The 17,754-nt window shown below is 68.5% G+C and carries 16 protein-coding genes and 1 pseudogene; 7 read left to right on the top strand and 10 right to left on the bottom strand.

Annotation, left to right across the window (positions count from 1 at the left end; all coding sequences use genetic code 11):
* Positions 1 to 271 precede the first annotated feature (271 nt).
* The gene (locus tag OG729_RS38560; RefSeq protein ID WP_405810781.1) at positions 272 to 1,201 is read left to right on the top strand and encodes a PIG-L family deacetylase; all 930 of its coding nucleotides are present in this window, start codon (positions 272 to 274) and stop codon (positions 1,199 to 1,201) included.
* A gap of 147 nt (positions 1,202 to 1,348) precedes the next feature.
* Here the strand turns inward: OG729_RS38560 and OG729_RS38555 are convergent, their stop codons facing one another.
* From OG729_RS38555 to OG729_RS38545, 3 genes are read right to left on the bottom strand one after another with little or no spacing between them, the layout of a single operon-like run.
* Positions 1,349 to 1,885, bottom strand: a complete 537-nt coding sequence (locus OG729_RS38555) for a nuclear transport factor 2 family protein (protein WP_405810780.1) — start codon at positions 1,883 to 1,885, stop codon at positions 1,349 to 1,351.
* Positions 1,869 to 2,717, bottom strand: coding sequence for a class I SAM-dependent methyltransferase (locus OG729_RS38550; protein WP_405810778.1), 849 nt, complete (start codon positions 2,715 to 2,717; stop codon positions 1,869 to 1,871). Before OG729_RS38550 ends, OG729_RS38555 begins: the two co-directional genes overlap by 17 nt.
* Positions 2,714 to 2,968 (bottom strand): hypothetical protein, encoded by a 255-nt coding sequence (locus tag OG729_RS38545; protein ID WP_405810777.1) that lies wholly within the window; start codon positions 2,966 to 2,968, stop codon positions 2,714 to 2,716. The genes OG729_RS38550 and OG729_RS38545 overlap by 4 nt, the downstream gene beginning before the upstream one ends.
* Before the next feature lie 305 nt (positions 2,969 to 3,273).
* On the opposite strand from OG729_RS38545, the gene OG729_RS38540 reads away from it, so the two are divergent.
* Entirely contained in the window at positions 3,274 to 3,468 is a 195-nt protein-coding gene (locus OG729_RS38540) for a hypothetical protein (RefSeq protein WP_360874911.1), read from the top strand.
* On the opposite strand, the gene OG729_RS38535 is transcribed toward OG729_RS38540, so the two are convergent.
* Complete coding sequence (locus OG729_RS38535) at positions 3,432 to 3,809, bottom strand: hypothetical protein (protein WP_360874914.1); 378 nt, start codon at positions 3,807 to 3,809, stop codon at positions 3,432 to 3,434. The two genes, OG729_RS38540 and OG729_RS38535, sit on opposite strands and share 37 nt — an antisense overlap.
* A gap of 206 nt (positions 3,810 to 4,015) precedes the next feature.
* Here OG729_RS38535 and OG729_RS38530 point away from each other — a divergent pair, with 206 nt between their 5' ends.
* On the top strand, positions 4,016 to 4,666 hold the full coding sequence (locus OG729_RS38530) for a TMEM175 family protein (protein ID WP_405810775.1): 651 nt from the start codon (positions 4,016 to 4,018) through the stop codon (positions 4,664 to 4,666).
* A gap of 74 nt (positions 4,667 to 4,740) precedes the next feature.
* Here the strand turns inward: OG729_RS38530 and OG729_RS38525 are convergent, their stop codons facing one another.
* The 3 genes and pseudogenes from OG729_RS38525 to OG729_RS38515 form a co-directional block, all read right to left on the bottom strand.
* Positions 4,741 to 5,097 (bottom strand): hypothetical protein, encoded by a 357-nt coding sequence (locus OG729_RS38525; protein WP_405810773.1) that lies wholly within the window; start codon positions 5,095 to 5,097, stop codon positions 4,741 to 4,743.
* Positions 5,098 to 5,403: 306 nt separating this feature from the next.
* Positions 5,404 to 5,883 carry a L,D-transpeptidase family protein gene (locus OG729_RS38520; RefSeq protein WP_405810772.1) on the bottom strand — a complete coding sequence of 160 codons (480 nt, stop codon included), beginning with the start codon at positions 5,881 to 5,883 and terminating at the stop codon, positions 5,404 to 5,406.
* Positions 5,884 to 6,427: 544 nt separating this feature from the next.
* Positions 6,428 to 6,848: pseudogene (locus OG729_RS38515) on the bottom strand (Ig-like domain-containing protein); the annotation flags it as partial.
* A gap of 520 nt (positions 6,849 to 7,368) precedes the next feature.
* Between OG729_RS38515 and OG729_RS38510 the strand changes: the two are divergent.
* The 4 genes from OG729_RS38510 (at position 7,369) to OG729_RS38495 (ending at position 11,601) form a co-directional block, all read left to right on the top strand.
* Positions 7,369 to 8,064 (top strand): response regulator transcription factor, encoded by a 696-nt coding sequence (locus OG729_RS38510; protein ID WP_405810771.1) that lies wholly within the window; start codon positions 7,369 to 7,371, stop codon positions 8,062 to 8,064.
* Positions 8,054 to 9,871: a sensor histidine kinase gene (locus OG729_RS38505; RefSeq protein ID WP_405810769.1), complete on the top strand. Its 1,818-nt coding sequence runs from the start codon at positions 8,054 to 8,056 to the stop codon at positions 9,869 to 9,871. The genes OG729_RS38510 and OG729_RS38505 overlap by 11 nt, the downstream gene beginning before the upstream one ends.
* A gap of 271 nt (positions 9,872 to 10,142) precedes the next feature.
* Positions 10,143 to 10,760: a hypothetical protein gene (locus OG729_RS38500; RefSeq protein ID WP_360874930.1), complete on the top strand. Its 618-nt coding sequence runs from the start codon at positions 10,143 to 10,145 to the stop codon at positions 10,758 to 10,760.
* Between the two features lie 184 nt (positions 10,761 to 10,944).
* Positions 10,945 to 11,601: a TetR/AcrR family transcriptional regulator gene (locus OG729_RS38495; protein WP_405810767.1), complete on the top strand. Its 657-nt coding sequence runs from the start codon at positions 10,945 to 10,947 to the stop codon at positions 11,599 to 11,601.
* A 68-nt stretch (positions 11,602 to 11,669) separates the two neighbouring features.
* Here the strand turns inward: OG729_RS38495 and OG729_RS38490 are convergent, their stop codons facing one another.
* From OG729_RS38490 to OG729_RS38480, 3 genes are all read right to left on the bottom strand, one after another.
* On the bottom strand, positions 11,670 to 13,310 hold the full coding sequence (locus OG729_RS38490; RefSeq protein ID WP_405810766.1) for a carboxylesterase/lipase family protein: 1,641 nt from the start codon (positions 13,308 to 13,310) through the stop codon (positions 11,670 to 11,672).
* 96 nt (positions 13,311 to 13,406) lie between these two features.
* A complete protein-coding gene (locus tag OG729_RS38485) occupies positions 13,407 to 14,651 on the bottom strand; it encodes a choice-of-anchor Q domain-containing protein (protein ID WP_405810764.1) in 1,245 nt (414 codons plus the stop codon).
* 426 nt (positions 14,652 to 15,077) lie between these two features.
* A complete protein-coding gene (locus OG729_RS38480; protein ID WP_405810762.1) occupies positions 15,078 to 17,504 on the bottom strand; it encodes a SpoIIE family protein phosphatase in 2,427 nt (808 codons plus the stop codon).
* Positions 17,505 to 17,754 lie beyond the last annotated feature (250 nt).

Below are 17,754 nucleotides of genomic sequence, written 5' to 3'. Positions count from 1 at the left end.
GGAAACCACTCGTGCGGCGCTCGCGGGCTGCGAGGCACCAGTCCTGCTGCTCGCCGGAGAGTTCGACGTGAACAGCCCCCTCGGTCGGCGGCCGAGTTCGCGGCTCTGTCCCCCGATGCCACGCTCGTGGTGAAGCCGGGAGCGGGTCACTACCCCTGGCAGGAATCCGACCAGCCAAATGCATCATTTTCATCACATGATCGGTCCCGCAGCCAACCTCGTCACCTGAAACGCCCTCCTCATGCGCGGGAGAGGAAAGGGCGTTGACTTGATGGACGAAAAGCGGGCGATGTCCCGGCGGTCGGTGCTTCGCACGGCTGCTGCTGTGGGGCTGGGTGCGAATGCCGCGCCCGCGGCCGCCTTGGTGGCCGCCGAGACGAGTCGCAAGCGGGCGCAGGAGGGGCCTGAGGGCGGGGTGCACCCGGTAGCGTCGTTCCCACCTGTCGACCCCATATCCGCAACCGGGCGCCCGTTCATCTGGTTCGAGCCCCACCAGGACGACGGCCTGCTGTGGGCGTGGAAGATCTTGACGCATCACGCGCTCGCCGGGCGGGAGGTACATGTCGTCCTCGCCACGGACGGATCCGCCTCAAGGGTCCGGCGCGCGCTGAACGGCGAGGTGTCCAACAAATACTGGGGCCGTCACTATCCGGAACGCGAGGGCTATGGCCATCTAACCCCCATGAGCCCGAACGCCTTCGCCAAAGCCCGGGACAGGGAGCTGAAGGCGGCATGCGGCCCCCTCGGCATCCTCCCGGAAAATCTGCATCTGGAACTGGACTGGCGGCAGCCGAAAATCGACGTCCACAGAGCGCGGGAACTGATCACCCGCTACGCCGGTCTGTACCCGAACGCCGAGCTGTGCACGATGTGGTGGGGCGACACCGATCCGTGCCATTCCACTCTCGGCAGAGCCCTGCGGCAGCTTCACCTCGCCGATCCGGTGCGGTTCCCGGACTGCCGATGGGCGGTACGCCGCAAACAGGGCCCAACGGCGCCCGGGGCCGTCCAGTATCAGATCCCTCCGCAGTTCGCGGCGACCGCACAACAGATGGCGAAGAACGCGTGCCTCGCCTACAGCTCGTGGGCACCGGGCGAGACGGAGGACGACGGCATGTACGCCATCGGGCTCCATTCGGTCGGCTCCGACCTCGCGGCAGTCAAGCGCGGCGAACCCAACTGGATCGTGGAAACAGCATGATCGGGCTCCGTGAGAACCCGGCGTACCGCGCACAGGCGACGGTCTCCTCGGGAAGCCGGAAGTGAGCTTCACGCGCGGGACGGTGTGGCCGACCTTCTGAAGCAACTCGAAAGGCAGTTCTGGCAATGGCCGAGAACTAGCGTCCCGTCAATTGCTGCCGTTCGTCAGCTGGTTGAGGGGACCGTCGGTCAGGGTCGCCTGCTGGTCCGGCACGACCGGGAGCGGAGCCAGGGTCTCGGGCCGGATGAGTCCCGTCTGGCCGAGGACCGCGGCCTGGTCCCAGTAGATGTGCTCGCTCGAGATCAGGGAGCCCTCGAAGGACACGATTCCGATGACGGCGATGCTGACGGGCCGGCCGGTGGGGGCGACTCCCGGAAGGATCCAGGGGACCTCGATGTCGTGGGTGAAGGAGACGAGCATTTCGTCGACGATGCGGTTGTGGCCAAGGGTGCGGCTCAGCGTCGTGATCGTGAAGTCCTGGGGGTTCTGTCCGATGAACCAGCGCCGGTAGAAGTCGCGTACGGGTTCCCGGCCGCGGGCGCCCATGGCTGTGGGCACATGGAGCACCACGGGCGTGTCCGTCATCGTAGCCATGGTCGCGTCGACGTCGAGCGTGGTGAACTCGCTGCTGGTGTGGAGCTCCCAGATCCGTTCGAGCTCCGAAGGTTCAGGGACGGCCATCATCAGAGGTTTCCTCCGGTTTCCATCCCCAGGCGGTGAGCATGCCCGGCGAGAGAGCGGCGCAGTCGGGCGAGTCCAGGTAGCGGATCGCCGCGTCGATGGTCGGCCCGTCGGCCAAACCCGTGGCCGCGATCGCGTCCCGGGCTCGGTCCCATGTGCCGGCCCAGAAGCGGCTGATGGGGCTGCCGGGCAGCAGGGGTGGCACATGGATCTCGGCCGCTACGGATTCGAGGCCCACTGCCCGCAGCAGCTCGGGGTATCCCGGCACCCAGGAGATGTCTGTGCCGATGGTGTCCTTGAGTCCCTGCCACATGGCTCGCATCACCTGCGTGTACGGGGTGGTGGGGGCCGTGGCGGTGGTCAGGTCGACCGCGTCGCTGAGGACCAGTACGCCGCCGGGAGCGACCAGGGATCCGAGCTTGTTGAGCATCTCCTGCCTGGAGCGCAGATGCATGAGGACGAACCGGGCGTGGACCAGCTGGAACTGGCCCGGCACGAAGTCCGGGGCGGTGATGTCCGCCTCGAGTGCGGTGAGTCCGGGCAGGGGGTGGGCCGTGAGGAAGCGCACATCGCGGTCGACGGCGACAACGGCCGTGACATCGGCCTGGCGCAGGAGGAGGCGGGCGACCGTGCCCGTTCCCGCGCCCACGTCCAGGCAGTGCCAGCCCGGGCCGGCGCCCAGCTTCATCAGCCGCGTCAGGGTGGCATCGTCGTAGGTGAGTGCGCCGAGGTCGATGCGGTCGTCCTCGCCTGCCTGTTCCGGTCGGAACACCGCCTCGCCGTAGCGGCCGCCGCGACGGGTGTCACCGCCTTCGCCGCCTGGCTGCCTGTTCATTTCCTTGCCGGGACTGCGACGAAGGTGGTGTCGAGCCCGTCGAGGACTTGCTGGTCGAACAGCGATCGCGTGGCCGCAGCGATCATGCGAACAGCGGTGGGCGGCCAGGCACGGCGTCGTGCGTCGCGGTCGCTAGGGGCGATCTGCCAGGCGGTGAGCGCGCGGTCACCGTACTCGGCGACACCGCGGTTGATGAGCTCCAACGCTCGCTCGGCGTGCTTCTGGGACAGCGGGTCGTCGAACAGTTTCATGGCCGAACCTCTTCACCGAGCGGGGCAGCACCGAGCGGCTCCTTTCCGGGCCGTCGCCCCATCGATCCTCCACGGGCCGGTGCCCGCACGGCCGAGGCGCGCCGTGCAGGGGGCCAACCGGTCTAGAGCATCACGTGCTTGACCTGCGTGTTCGAGGGCGCTGCACATGGGGATCTTGCGGGTGAACACCCACGGCGGTCCGCGGTCCAGACACCGGCCGCCAGGCGGTACCGCACGTCGCTGGCGAGCCGGAGAGCCTCGGACTCGTCGGTGCGGGTGCGCACGGTCGATGCCATGAGGCCCTGTTGCTGCGCAATCTGCTCGTCCCGACCGGTGGCACCCCCGATGCCCAGCAGCGGATGCTCGGTCGGACGATGCAGGCGCTGTACGACGACGCCATCCTGCAGGGCCCGTTGCTCGTACCGGACGCGCAGAGCAACAGCGTGGCTATGGACGGCGACGATCAGGCGACACCCTTCTTGGTGGCGCTGCACTGGTAGTTCTTGCCTTCCCTCGTGTAGCAGAGCTGAAGCCAGACGGTGGTGCCCTCGCGAATGCTGAGGTGCTTGTCCTGCCCCTTGTTCTCGCCGTTGGCGTACACAGACACCTTGTTTCCGCCCCACGTCAGATAGGCGCGGGCGCCGATGCCGTCGGCCTTGTAGTCCCCGACGTGGAGCGTATTCGTCCCGTGGTACCAATACGCGGCGGACCGGGAGGTGCGGATGACCGCGGTCGCTCCCATGGCCTCCGCCGCCATGGACGTGGAGGCGCAAATTCCGGTCATCGCCAGGGCAGCGGTAGCCGCTAAAGCAGTCTTGCGGGCGGTATTGCCGAATGTCATGAAGGCCCTTCCGAAGGATGTCAGTCGCACATTCCCGACAGGGAGCCACGATGCCTGCCCACGGGAGGCGGGCGCACCATCCGGAGGTCGGAAACCCGGGCTCCGTCCTACACCGAACGGAGGAGGCTCCGTTCACTGATGGCGGCTCACCAAGTTCAAGGGATCAATCGGAGTATTCAGGGGCATTTGACCCTAGGGTGGGGGTTGTGAACGGCCACCAGCGAGTGCGGGACGACGAGGGAAGCGTGGCCCGACTCCTCGCGCTGTCGGACGGCGTGTTCGCCATCGCCATGACGCTGCTGGCGCTGGACATCACGCTGCCCGCCGGGTTGGACCCCGCCGGTTTCGAGCACGCGCTGGGGGATGTGATGCCCAACGTGTGGGCGTACGCCCTCAGCTTTCTGGTCATCGCCGCGTTCTGGCGGGGCCACCACCAGATCTTCCGGTACACGCGGGAGGTGGATGGGACAGTCATCAGACTCGGGCTGCTGACCCTGGGGCTGATCGCCCTGATGCCCTTCCCTACCACCCTGCTGGCCGAGTACGGGGACCAGCCGCAGTCAGTGGCCGTCTACTCCGGCGCCGTCGCAGCCATGGGTGCCGCACAACTCGCGCTGACAGTCGTACTGTGGAAGCGCCCGTGGCTGAGTAGCACGGCCCTTCCCGGTCCCGTCGCGCGCAACGATGTGGCCGATCTGGCGTCGACGGTGCTGGTCTTCGCCGTCGCCGTGCCGCTCGCCTTTGTCTCCCCGACCGGCGCGAAGCTGTGGTGGGCGGTGCTGATCCCGGTCAAGTCGGTGACCGGCAAGCGGGGCAAGCGCCTGCGCTCCGCAGCCCAGCAGCTCGGCGCCGAGTAGGACTACGTTAGGTCGGCGTGGGTCTGGGTGGGCTGTTCCGTTCGTGACTGCCCGGCTCGTCCGCGTCGGGCGGATCAACACGTCCGCTCGGTCCACTCCCGCTGGGAGATCGCCCGGTTGATGCGGTCGGCGACCTCAGTCTTCGCCGCCGCGTCCAGCGTCTCCGGCAGTCCTCGGAAAGTGGCGGGCAGCACGTCCAGGAAACCTCGGATCTCCTCGCCGGTCCGGACCGTCATCAACAATTCGCACCGCCACTGCGGCGACACCTCTGGCCGGTGACTGAGCTGATGCACCAGCATCGGAAATAGATGGTGCACCGCCGTGGCTGCAAGGTGCTCCCGCAGCCAGTCAACCGGAAGGCGCCGGCTGAAGCCCAACCGCGCGGCCTCCTCCTCCTGATTCCTGAGGCTGGTGTTCTCCGGCTCGGGCACGACGACTCCTCCTGGTACGAGTGTTGGTGCCGGAGCCTACCCACCTGCGACGACGCGTCTATATGTCGGGAGGCGATGATCACCTGAGAGACGCCACATCGGCACCGTCACCACCCCGGAACGGCGAGGCATCTTCGCTGTTCGCCGCGGCGGCCGGTACCAGACTGGGACTGCTGCCGCGCGAGCCACGACGTCCCCGGGCGGCGGCCCTCGCCGAGCGCAGGCGCGTGCGGCGGAGTCTGTGCCGGACAGCAGGCGTCAGGCGGTGGGAACGGATGCGACCTTGTTGGACATCGGCAGCACGCATCAGCGTTTGAGGGAGTCGGCGTCTCCCATGACGATCACCGGTTGCTGGTCGGGATCGAGCGTGAGCAGCAGTTCCTTCATGTGTTTTCGCGCCAGGCTCACGCAGCCGTGCGTAGGCCCACCGTGGTCGACATGCAGCCAGATGCCGCCGCCCTTGTCCGCGCCGAGCGGGCGGGTCCAGTCGCGGGGGGTGGTTCCGGCTTTGCGGTTGTAGTTGATCGCGACGACGTAGTCGAAGGAGCCGGCGAGCGGCTCGCCCTCGAAGCCCGTGCCGCCGATGGTGAAGCCCCGTGACTGGTCGTACGGCAGCTTGGTGCCGGGATCGTCGAGCAGCCCACCGGCATCGGTGAGGGTGAACACGCCGATGGGAGAGTGGAGATCGCCGGCTTGGTGGTCGTCCGTCCAGCCCTTGAAAGCGTTGTGCGCGGGCCAAGTGGCTCCCGGCTCCCAGCCCGCGCTCGTGCGCCGGTACAGCACCACCTGCGACTTCGGGGAGTCCTTGCCCCGGCCGGTGACCAGGACAACCTGCCGCGCGTTCTTGGGGATTTCGGCCAGCGTCTGGGGGCCGAGGCCCGGCAGCTGCGCGGGGACGGATGCGGCGGTCGCTTCGGTGTCGGCCGGGGTTTGGGCTGGGTCGTGCCGGGGGCGCCGGACGCCGTCCCTGGTACGTCGAGCGCACCGATGGCCGCCGACGAGGTGTCGTCAGCTGTTCCTGAGTGCATGTCCCCGCATCCGGTGAGGGTTACGGACAGGGCCAGGACGGCGGCCGGAATTCGCAGTCGGTTCAGGCCCGGAGTTATGGAGGCGGTCGCTTGACGGTTCCCGAAGGGCGCACGGGGACGCCGTCGCGGGGAGCGACTGGTTGATGAAGCCATGTCGTGAGCCTTGATGAGACACGTCAGGAACTTGTCAGCTCCGGCACGCAGGGCAGACGAAGGGCAACGCTCGCGGCAGCATCGGGTGTGCTGCGAGGGGGGATGCCGGTAGCAGATCGCTTCAGGCATCCCTTCCCGCACCGTCCGCCTCAGCGTGCGGAGCCCGCCTTCCACTGATCCCACGCCATGTTCCAGCCGTTGAGGCCGTTGTCGGGGGCGATCGTCTTGTCGTTCGAGTTCTGCACCACGACCACGTCACTGACGAGGGAGTGGTCGTAGAACCAGGCGCCGTCCTGACTGGGGTCGCCGCCGCCCCGGGCGTCGTTCAGCCCCACGCAGCCGTGGCTGATGTTGGACCGGCCGAACACCGAGTCGGGAGGGTCTTGATTCTGTTCGCCGAAAGCGCCCTCGGCACCTTTGACCCCCGTCGATGCGGATGCTGACAGTGACGGTGGAGTGGGCCTTCCAGTACTGCTGCGGACGGAAATCGAGGCGCTGCGTGCCGAACCAGTGACCGACGACGGGCTGTCCGCTGCTGGAGCTGACCTCGATGGCAGCCTCGACGGCCTGGTGGCCGCCAACGAAGACGGACGCGAGGTGCCCATGTCCTCTTGTCCGGGGAGAGTTCGCCGCCAACGGTCCGGCCGGCCGCAGTGGCGAGGGACAACTTGGCGACCGTCGGCGGCGTTCAGGCCGAACGACCGCGCGAAGGCGCCGCCGGCCGATGCCCGCGAGGGCCGGGGCGGGGCGGGTTCGGTGCATGGGGTCTCCGTCGTACGCGTTGAGTGGCGTAGCCCACCGAGTGGAGGGAACCCAGCCCCAGGTACGAGTGGTGGGTTCGGCGCTGTTCGCATGACTCATCACTCGCGCGACTCATCGGGGCGGGCGCCACCACTGCCGTGGCTGCGGCCCGGCCGCAGCTCTTCGGCTCGCCGTTGCCGCCCCACCCGGCAGCTGCCCGGCGTGATGGCAACGCCGAACGCGACCAAGGGCAGCGCCAGCCTGGCGCACGCATATCAGGAACTTGTCAGGGTGTGGGAAGGCCCGCACATCGGCCTGACGTCGATCCCGCGCGCTTAGAGTCAGTGGCGTGTGCGCACATATTCTGGTGGCGGAAGACGATGAAATGCAGGCCACCCTCATACGCCGGCTGCTGCTTCAAGAGGGTCACACCGCAGTCGTGGTCCACGACGGCCGGGCCGCGATCGACGAGGCCCAGAGCCGCAGACCCGATCTGGTCGTCCTGGACCTGATGCTGCCCAGGGTCGACGGTTTCGGCGTGTGCCGCGTGCTGCGCCGGGACGGGGACGTACCCGTTCTCATGCTCACCGCCCGCTCCACCGAAGACGACGTGCTGCTCGGCCTCGAACTCGGCGCGGACGACTACATGACGAAGCCGTACAGCCCACGGGAGCTGATGGCCCGCATACGCACCGTGCTGCGCCGTTCCATGGCCCCCGCGCGGAACTCCCCTTTGCAGCGCGCGGGCTGTATCACTGTCGATCCCATAGGGCACCTGGTGACCTGTGACGGCAACCCCGTTACCTGCACCCCTGGCGAGTTCGCCATCCTCCACGCCATGACCGCAGAACCCGACCGCCTGTTCTCGCGCCGTCAACTGCTGCAGTACACCCGCGGCCACGACCGCGCCTCCACCGAACGCGCCATCGACGTACACATCATGAACCTGCGCAAGAAGATCGAGCCCGACCCGCGCAGACCCGTGCGGCTGCTGACGGTCTTCGGCGTCGGCTACAAACTTGTCGACGGCCGCCATGACGCCTAGTCCTCGTATTCCCTGGCGCAAGAGCCTGCTCGTACGGCTTGTGCTCACCTCCATGGCGATCACCGTCGTCTCCGTGGGCGCCACGTCCTGGCTGGCCGTGGAGACCACCACGCGTGCCATCCAGGAGGAGCGCGGTCAGGTGCTCTCCGACGACACCGACATCCTGCGGCAGCTCAGCGGCTTCGCCGCGACCCACGCCGACTGGGACGGCGTGCACACCTTGGTGCGCACGCTGTCACACACCATGGGCCGGCGCATCGCCCTGACGACCGAGACCGGATACACCATCGCCGACTCCGCCGCCCCGGGTACCGCCCTGCCCGCCCGCGCCTCGGCCACCGTCGAGCCGCTGAACACCGACACGTACACCGAACCGGGGGCCCAGCTCGCCGGGATCGACCCGCGGGCGGTGGGACCGTATCTTCTCCCCGCGGCCGAACGGGCACAGGTGAAGGCGGCCGCCGAGAAGCGCCTGGCGTGCATGCGGCGGGGCGGAAGCAACGGCAGCAGTCGCCAGAGCCCCAGCGGCCGCACGGTGGTCATACCCCACGACGGGGAGGCATCCGTGCCGTTGCCGTGCGCCGACGCAGAACTCACCACGGCCACGCGCACGGAGGAGAAGGCACTGCGCGAACTCAACGCCCTGATCGTTTCCTGCCCCGGTCTCGAGCCGTGGCGAGGAATCCCGGTGGCCGCAGCAGGCACTGATTTTGTTCCCGGCTCCAACGCCCAGGCGAGCGACATAGCCCGTCGGCTGGGCGGCGGCCAGCGGACACAGAACTGTGTCGAGAGCGCGCGCCGCGCACAACTCGACCCGTACGTAGCCCCAAGGGCCAGACTCTATCTGGGCAGCCAAGGCCAGCAGCCTGCGGGTTTCGACCTCTCCCCCGCCAACAAGGCCAAGATTGTCGGCGTCACGGGGCTCGTCCTGGCCATCACCGTCGCCTTGACCGCAGTCGTCGCGATCCGCCTCGTCCGTCCCCTGCGCGCACTGACGGCCGCAGCCCAGCAGCCACCGCAGCGGCACGCGCGTGTTGCCGTCACTACCAAGGACGAGACCGGATACCTCGCCGCCGCCCTCAACGATCTCACCGCGCGCCGCGAACAGATGGAAGCCCAGCGCAAGGCCATGGTCAGCGACATCGCCCACGAATTGCGAACCCCGCTGACCAATATCCGCGGCTGGCTGGAAGTCACCCGCGACGGGCTGCTCGCCCCGGACCCGGACCTCATCGCTTCCCTGCACGACGAAGCACTGCTGCTCCAACACATCATCGACGATCTGCAGGACCTCGCGGCCGTCGACTCCGGCACCCTGAGGCTGCACCGCGAGCCGGTGGACGTGGCCGAACTCGCCGCCCAGGTAGTGTCCGCCCACAGCACCCGCGCCGAGGTCTCGGGCATCCGCCTGTCCACCCGCACCGACCCCGGTCTCTGGCTGGATGCCGACCCTGTGAGGATGCGCCAGGCACTGGGCAATCTCCTCGCCAACGCGCTCCGGCACACCCCCCAGAACGGCACGGTCACGCTCACCGCCAAGCAGACCGGTGACTTGGCGGTGCTCACGGTGGAGGACACTGGCGGCGGCATCGCGCCCGAGGACCTCCCCCACGTCTTCGAGCGTTTCTGGCGGGCCGAGAAGTCGCGCAGCAGGCGCACCGGCGGCAGCGGACTGGGCCTGTCCATCGTCCGCCAGCTCGTCGAGGCGCACGGTGGAACCGTCACCGCCGACAGCGAGCCCGGCGCCGGGGCGGTGTTCACCATCCGGCTTCCCCGCGCAACGGAGCCGGAGCGCCTCTCGCCATGAAGTTGCCTCGACGCCGATATGTGTACACCGTCTGCTGACGGCCGACGGTAGCCTTCTGCAACACGCTTTGGACCGGTCCGGTGCAGCACCGTCAACGCCGTTGAAAGGCAAGGCGGTTGTGGCCGATCGGGGCTGGGTACCTCACCGGGATCCAATGAAGGAGTGCAGGAGGGGGTCCGGAGTGAAGAGGAGTAAGGCGGAGTTGGGGGGCGGAGGGTGTCAGTGACAATCGGCGTTTTCTCGCGGCCTGTCGAGAGACGGGGTGACAGACATGAGTGACCGTTACCCAGAGCTTGTCGTATCCCCGGACAAGAGCCGTTTCGGCCGCGTGGCACTGGCGATCGTACCGGCCGCCATCCTGCCGGGCATCGGCTTGACGCTCATGCTCGCGGGCGGGCGCGGCACCAGTGAGGGGCTCGGGCCGACGGCCGTACCGGCGGTCATCGTCCTCGTCGCGCTCCCGTTCCTGTGGTACGTGACCTACGCAGTCCTGCACACCATGAACTCGTACGTGTCACTCGTGGACGGCATCGTCCTGGTGCGCAACTGGGCGCGGCGGCTGACCATCATCGAAGGACCCGGCTTCCTGGTCCGGACACATATCGACTCGAGCGGCATCGCCGGAGCGGTGATCATCGTGGGTGACGACCGTGCCGCCGTGATGCTCAATCCGCGGCAGTGGCGTGCAGCCGAACTCGACAGGGTGTGGCGTAAAGCGGCTCTTCAGGAGCAGCCCGGGGGCATGCCGACTCCACGTGAGCTGCGGGGGCGTTACCCGACGATCCGGATACCTCTCTACATCCGGCACCCCGGCATCGTCTACACCTTCTGGACCATCCTTGTCATTCTCTACATCGGAGTAGTGGTCAACGTCTTCGCCCGCATCTGAGGGGGCCGCGAACCGGACGCCGGCGAGGTGTCCGCGGCCCCCCGCGCGCCCGGACGACGCAGGGGCGCAGCCGCTCGGCTGCGCCCCTGCTCACGCCGTACGAGCTCGTGGCCTACTCCGCGGGCGGAACTGCGGTCGCATTCGATCACTGAACAGACGGGAACTACTCGTCTAGAGTCAGGGCATGACGGAGGCACCGGCCCATGACCGCGGCATGCGGTCCCGCGACCTGATTCTCGACACCGCCACCGAGTTGATGTCGCTGCACGGCTACGCCGCCACCTCCATTTCGATGATCTCCGCCGCATGCAATCTGCCCGCCAGCTCCATCTACTGGCATTTCGGCAGCAAGGACGGCATCTACGTCGCGGTGCTCGAACGCGCCAGGATCGCCTTGTTGGCGGCACTGCCCCCGGTTGAGGTACCCGGCGCAGACGTTGCACAGCGGCTGGACAACTTTCTGAAAGCAGTCAGAGACGGATTCCAACGCCACCCGCACGGGCTGAAGCTGCTGCTTGGACTGGGCATGTTGCAGCAGAACGCCAGCACGGCGGCCGTGGCCGAGTTGCACCACTACCGAGCCGCCCTGACGGCATGGACGCAGGACTCCCTGAGCGTAGTCTTCGATCTGTCCGACCGCCCTGAAGTGCGGCAGGAACTCGCCCGCTTCACCCTCAGAACGGCGAGCGGAACCGCCATCGCCCGGTGGTTCGATCCCACCACTGCCCTGGAGACAGAGCCGCTGCGTGTCGCGTTGCTGGCCCTCGCGGCACACCACGGCGTTCCCCTGGGGATGGCATCCACGGCGGACTCGAGTCCTGGACGTGTCGCGAACCGGTAGGCCCCGCCGGGGCAGACACGCTTTCCCGTACCGCAACGCCCGGCGCCCGTCCTGGCGAGACGTGCCCGTCAGGAGGTGCTGGAGGGCTGCCAGAAGGCGCAGCGGTGGTCGGCAGCGAAGCCGGTGGTGGGAGCGGGCCGGTCCGGGGCCAGCACCTGGATACGGTCGTGGTCGGGGGTGTAGCGCGGCCAGATGGGGGCGCCCGGCCCGTTGGGGTCGCCGGTGGCGGCGAACCTGGCCCAGTAGCCGGCCATCGTGGCGGACAGTTGACGCTGGGCGGCAGTCAGGGGTGGCAGGGCATCCGTCGGGAACAGGTAGGCCAGTTCCGCGGCGTGGAAAGCGCCCTGAGGTGTGTGCGGCGCCGGGATGAACGGCGGTGCCTGCGGATCGCTGAACTCGTAGGCGTAGACGCGCGTCCGGCCGCTGTACAGGCGGCTGTCTGCTCTCGCCGGGCAGGCGAACCGCTGGTCGGTGGCGACGGCGGAATAGGCCAGGTTGGGCGAGGGGTACGCGGAGGCACGGTAGGTGTCCAGGACGGCGTCCGCCCGGGCGGGATGCTGCAGCCTGATCAAGGCGGCGTAAGTCTGGGGCGTGAGTGGCCCGCCGCCGAGCAGGTCCACGTACAGGGCTGTGAAGTACCGGTACTCGTCGTGGGTGCTGCCGCTCAGTGTCGGGACCGCGTTCACCCGCCCCGCAGCCCATGCCTCGCGTGGCGGGATGGGAAGTATGCCCGGCCCGGTGTTCGCTGCCCACAGGGACGCGGCCCCGGGGGCGCCGCGGATGAGCTCCGTGGTGGGAAGGGCGCGCATGCAGGCCGCTACGCGGGACGGTTCGGCGCAGCCGACCGAGGCCGCGAAGCTCTGCCCTTTCTTCTCGGCCGCGGCCAGGGTGAGCGGGGTGAGAGCGTCGTCGGCCACGCAGCTGCCGCTCTGCTGGACGGCTCGGTGGAACAGGCCCTTTGCGGTCGGCGATGTGATGTGGAGGCAGGTGTCGACGGACCCGGCGGACTGGCCGCCGAGGGTAACCCTGTTCCGGTCGCCACCGAACGCGCCGATGTTGCGCCGTACCCAGCGCAGCGCGGCCTGCTGGTCCATCAGGCCGTAGTCACCCGAGGCATGCTCCGCGCTCTCGTCGGACAGGGCAGGGTGGGCGAGAAACCCCAGAGCTCCCAGACAGTAGTTGACCGTGACCACGACCACGCCCCGGGCGGCCAGCGCCGCGCCGTTGTAGTCGCTTCCGGCGCCGTAGGTGTTGCCGCCGCCGTGCAGCCACACCAGCACGGGCCGGGACCTGCCGCCGGTGCGGGCCGGGGTCCACACATTGAGGTACAGGCAGTCCTCCGAGGTACTGCCGGTCCGGTTGGAGTCACCGGGCAGGACTGGCCCACCGTCCGGGAGCAGCGTCAGGGGTAACTGGGGGCAGGGGCTGGCCGGCGCGGTGGCGTTCCGTACGCCGGACCATGGTGCGGTCGGCTGGGGCGGGCGCCAACGAAGCTCTCCTGTCGGGGAGGCGGCAAAAGGGATGCCCTGGAATACCCGGCCGCCGTTGAGACCGGCCGCCCCGCGCACCGAGCCGTGCGCGGTGGCCACAACCAGGGGGTCGGGGCCGGAGTCGGCGGAGGCAGGCGGGGGTGTCGCAACCGACAGCAGCAGGGCCGCGACGGCGGTCGCGGCGCGGGTGGCGGTACGGCGCACGCTGCGGGATCTCATCGGTCTCCTTCGGTTTCCTTGAGGTCTCCTTCGGCGGCGGGAGGCACCGCACGGTCAACGCGTATGTGATGCCCCATGGCAGCCGGGTTGCCGGTGTCACTGCTTGTGCTCGTAGGCGCCGATATCGCAGGCGGCGCCCTGGGGACGGGTGATGCCGCGTTGGTCGGTAGCGGGACAGTGGGCGGCTGCGTCGAAGGCGGGACTGCCTTGCAGCAGCGCACTGGTGTCCGTGGGCCCGCCGTTGTCGGCGAGAGGGCCGACCAACGGGGTCCGGCTTGGCAGGTCGCCCGCGGCGGTGAGATGGCAACTGCCGTCACCGTCCATGTTGTGGCCATGCGATGCGATGTCGGCGAAGGCTTTCTCGCAGTCACCGGACGTGCCCTCGCCGGCGTTGCCTGCGACGATCGAGTTCTGCAGGGTGAGATGTCCCAGGGGCAGATCGAGGATGTCTCTGATCGGCGCAGGCAGGCTGTCCAGGTAGGCGGGGGCAATATTGATTCCGCCGCCCCCGTGGGTCGAACTGTTGCCGGTGATCGTCGAGTTGAGGAACTCCACCGTCCCCAGGCCACGGATGTCCACGCCTCCGCCGTAGCCACCCAGGCTGCCGGGACGGTCGCCGGGGTCGGTGACGTGGTTGTCGGCGATTGTTGAGTTGATGACTGTGCCGCTGTCGTCGAACCTGATGCCTCCGGCTTCTCCTGCGATGTTCCCGCTCACGGTGCTCTCGATCAGGTTGAGGTGCGAATCAGGGGTGTTGAAGACGCCACCGCCGTATCCGGCGGAGTTCCTGGTCACGGCAACCCGCCTCAGTGTCATGTTCTTGTCGTTGGCGATGCCGCCGCCACCGGTGTCGGTGATGGGAACTTCGCGCTGCTTGGCGACTCCTCCGGTGATCGTGAGGTCGGACAGCCGGGTGTCCGCTCGCATGCGGAAGGCCCGGTCGATGCGGTTGGCGTCGATAACCGTGGCACGGGTGCCGGCCCCAAGGATCGTGGTGGGCGCGTTGACGTTCAGGTCGCCGGTGCTCGGGTCGGGGTGCGAGCCAACAACCAGCAGGGGGTTGGGCGGGATGGTCAGCCGGTAACGGCCGGCGGGCAGCGTGATTGTGCTCCCCGGTCTGGCGTTTGCGGCCATCACTGCCGCGCGGAGGCTGCACGTACCGGTCGCGGTGCGACAGAGCCCGTCCGACGGGTCGGCGTCCACGGCGTCGGAGGTCGTGTCCACGGTGAACCCGGTCGGTCCGGCGGCTTCGGCCGCAGCGACGGAGGCGGGCGTGCCCCAGTTCGCCGCCATGGCGAGTGCCACAGTGGCGAGCGTGCCTAAGGTGGTTCGGTTCCTCATCTGGTGAACTCCTGTCCGCGAAGGAATGCTGACTGGCGCTCAAACCGGCGAGTTCTGCCGGGAAAGGGCGGACGGACGCGATCCGACCGGCACGGGCGGAGGAAGACCCCCGGCTCGCCGATGGCCCCGCCGAACACCGCTGCGCACGCGGCCCGAGATCAGGTCGTGCCCACCGAACTGCGCGTCAACCCTGCTGCGCAGGCAGGACGAAGCGCTCTCAGCGACACCCCTGCTTCTCTGTAGCGAGCGTTCCATTCAGAGTCACTGATGTCTACAGGGCTGACGGAGAAAGACCGCGCAAGGCTTGTCGGTCATCGGTTGTGCCCCCGCTGAGCGGCACTGGGCGGCCGCCGGTCTTGGGGAACCCCATAGAGCGGATGGGCTGGATGCGCGGGTCGTCGCTGCGTCTGCGTCGTGCCGGACGATTTACAGCCCCAGCAGTGGCTGCTCGGTCCAGACGGTCTTCCCCTCGCGGGTATAGCGGGTGCCCCAGCGCTCGGTCATCTGGGCCACCAGGAACAGGCCACGCCCGCCCTCGTCGGTGGTGCGTGCCCGGCGCAGATGCGGTGAGGTGTGGCTTGTGTCGGTGACCTCACAGATCAGAGATCGTTCGCGGATGAGTCGCAGGGTCACGGGGCCGCTGGCGTAGCGGTAGGCGTTGGTGACCAACTCGCTGGCGATGAGCTCGGTGGTGAAGGTCAGGTGCTCCAGGCCCCATTCGGTCAGCTGGGCTGTCGTCAGTGTCCTGGCCTGGGCGGCGGAGGTCGGGTCCAGCGGAAGTCGCCAGGAGGCGACGTTCTGCGGGGGCAGCACACGGGTGCGGGCAATGAGCAGGGCGATGTCGTCGGCGGGGTGAGCGGGTACGAGGGAGTCCACGACCGCCTGACAGGTCCGTTCCAGGGGGTCGGCGGGGCGGGTGAGCGCCGCGCACAGCCGTGCCAGACCTGTGTCGAGATCGATGTGGCGTTCACCGATGAGTCCGTTGGTGTAGAGGGTGAGCAGGCTTCCCTCGGCCAGTTCGATGTCCCGTGACTCGAACGGCAGGCCGCCCAGGCCGAGCGGTGGGCCGGCGGGCAGCTCAAGCAGGCTCACCTCTCCGTCCGGGGTGGTCACCACCGGTGGCGGGTGGCCGGCGCGGGCGGCGGAGCACAGCCGGGAGACCGGGTCGTAGAGGGCATACAGGCAGGTGGCGCCGATGACCTGTTCGCCCACGGGCCGTTCCCCCACTGCTTCTTGTTCGGCGGCCAGCAGGTTGACCAGGTCGTCCAGGCGGGAGAGAACCTCGTCCGGTTCCAGGTCCAGGCTGGCAAGGGTGTGCACGGCGGTACGCAGCCGGCCCATGGTGGCTGAGGCGTGGAGGCCGTGGCCGACCACGTCGCCGACAACGAGCGCGACCCTGGCCCCGGACAGAGGGATGACATCGAACCAGTCGCCGCCCAGACCCGAGGCCGCCTTGGCGGGAAAGTAGCGAGGGGCCACTTCAACGGCCAACTGATGCGGTACCGCCCTCGGCAGCAGGCTGCGTTGCAAGGTGAGGGCTGTCTGTTGTTGCTGGGTGTAGCGCCGGGCGTTGTCGATGCTGACGGCGGCGCGCGAGGCGACTTCGTGGGCCAGCGTAACGTCGTCCGCTTCGAAGGGATCGGGGCGCCGCGAGCGCCACAGGCTCATCGCGCCCAGCACCTGACCCCGTGCGGCCAGGGGCACCACGATCAGGGAATGGACACCCGGGTCGGGAACGTGCTGGCCCTGGCGCGGTTCCATGGAGAACCAGTCAGGCGGAAGCACGGGTTCCAGGACTGCCCGCCCATCAGCCAGGCACCTGGCTTGGGGCATGTCCGGTGCGAACTCGACGGGCTCCCCTCCCGGCTGCAGCAGTTCGGGCTGCTGGGCCAGGACGCTGCGGACCGCCACCCGTACGAGAGGCTCCGTCAAGCCCGGCGCCGACTCCTCACCACGCGTCACCGGTTGCGACATGTCCACTGATACATGGTCGGCGAGGTGAGGAACCATCACATCAGCGAGCTCCCAGGCCGTCTCCTGCACATCGAGTGTGGTTCCGATGCGGGCGCCGGCTTGGGCGAGGAGAGCCAGCCGAAGGCGAGCCCGATGGCGTTCGGTGACGTCCTCGACGGTCTCGGCCACTCCCAGAACCCGGCCGGACGGATCCTCCAACCGGAAGGCCGAGACGGACACAGCCCGCTCTCGTGCCGGATCCCGCTCCAGGCGGGCGTACTGCTCGGTGGAGAACAGTGATCTTCCGGTCTGCATCACCTGGCGCACCCGGTCCACGGCCTTCTGCGCGTCCTCGGCAACCAGCAACGCGCCAGTACCCACTCCCCGAAATGAGGCGGCCGGAACGCCGGTGAACCGTTCGATCGCCCGGTTGACGCGGAGAATCGTCATCTCGGGACTGTGGACGACAAGACCGATCGGGCACCGGCGGAACAACCCGTCGAGAACCGCGCGGTCCCTCTGCCACTCGAGGACCTCCGCGGCCGGCGCCCCGACCAGAATCCACTCTCGGACACCGCCGTCGCGCAGGAGCGCACGTGCCCTGAACCCCATCTCCACGAACCGCCCGTTGCGGTGCCGCACCGCCAGGACACCGAACCAGCCTCCGGCTCTCCTGCACATCGCCACGGCGTCCTTTGCGGCCGGCAGGTCGCGGGGATCGACCAGGTCTTCGAGCGCCGGACGGCCGATCACTGCTGTCTCCGGGTAGCCGAGCAGGTCCTGGGCCCGCCGGCTCCATCCGACCACCGTTCCCCGGTCGTCGAGCACCGCCGAGGCGGCCAGGTGCAGAGCGAACGGATCATCCCGGCTGTCGCTGAGCACCGTCACCCGCTGGTCCATTGCCAGACACCACCTCTACTCGGGTACCGATGTTCTCCCGCTGGTACTGGTGCACGACCAAGACTGGCTCGGCCCCGGACCGGTCGCTTCGCCGCGCCACAGAGTGTCCGGTGCAAAAGACCAGGGTGATGCTGTGAGCCTATTGAACCCGGCCACGCCCAGCAGCCTTCCGGGCGCAACACGCCGCTCGACGTCCGCCCACCGCGACGGACGCAGCTGGTTGGTCTCCGGCAGAGCCGTATCACCGAGG

Source organism: Streptomyces sp. NBC_00210 (assembly GCF_045160975.1).
Taxonomy (GTDB): Bacteria; Actinomycetota; Actinomycetes; order Streptomycetales; family Streptomycetaceae; genus Streptomyces.
Note: the sequence above shows the minus strand (reverse complement) of the source record. Positions and strands in the feature narration are given on the sequence as shown.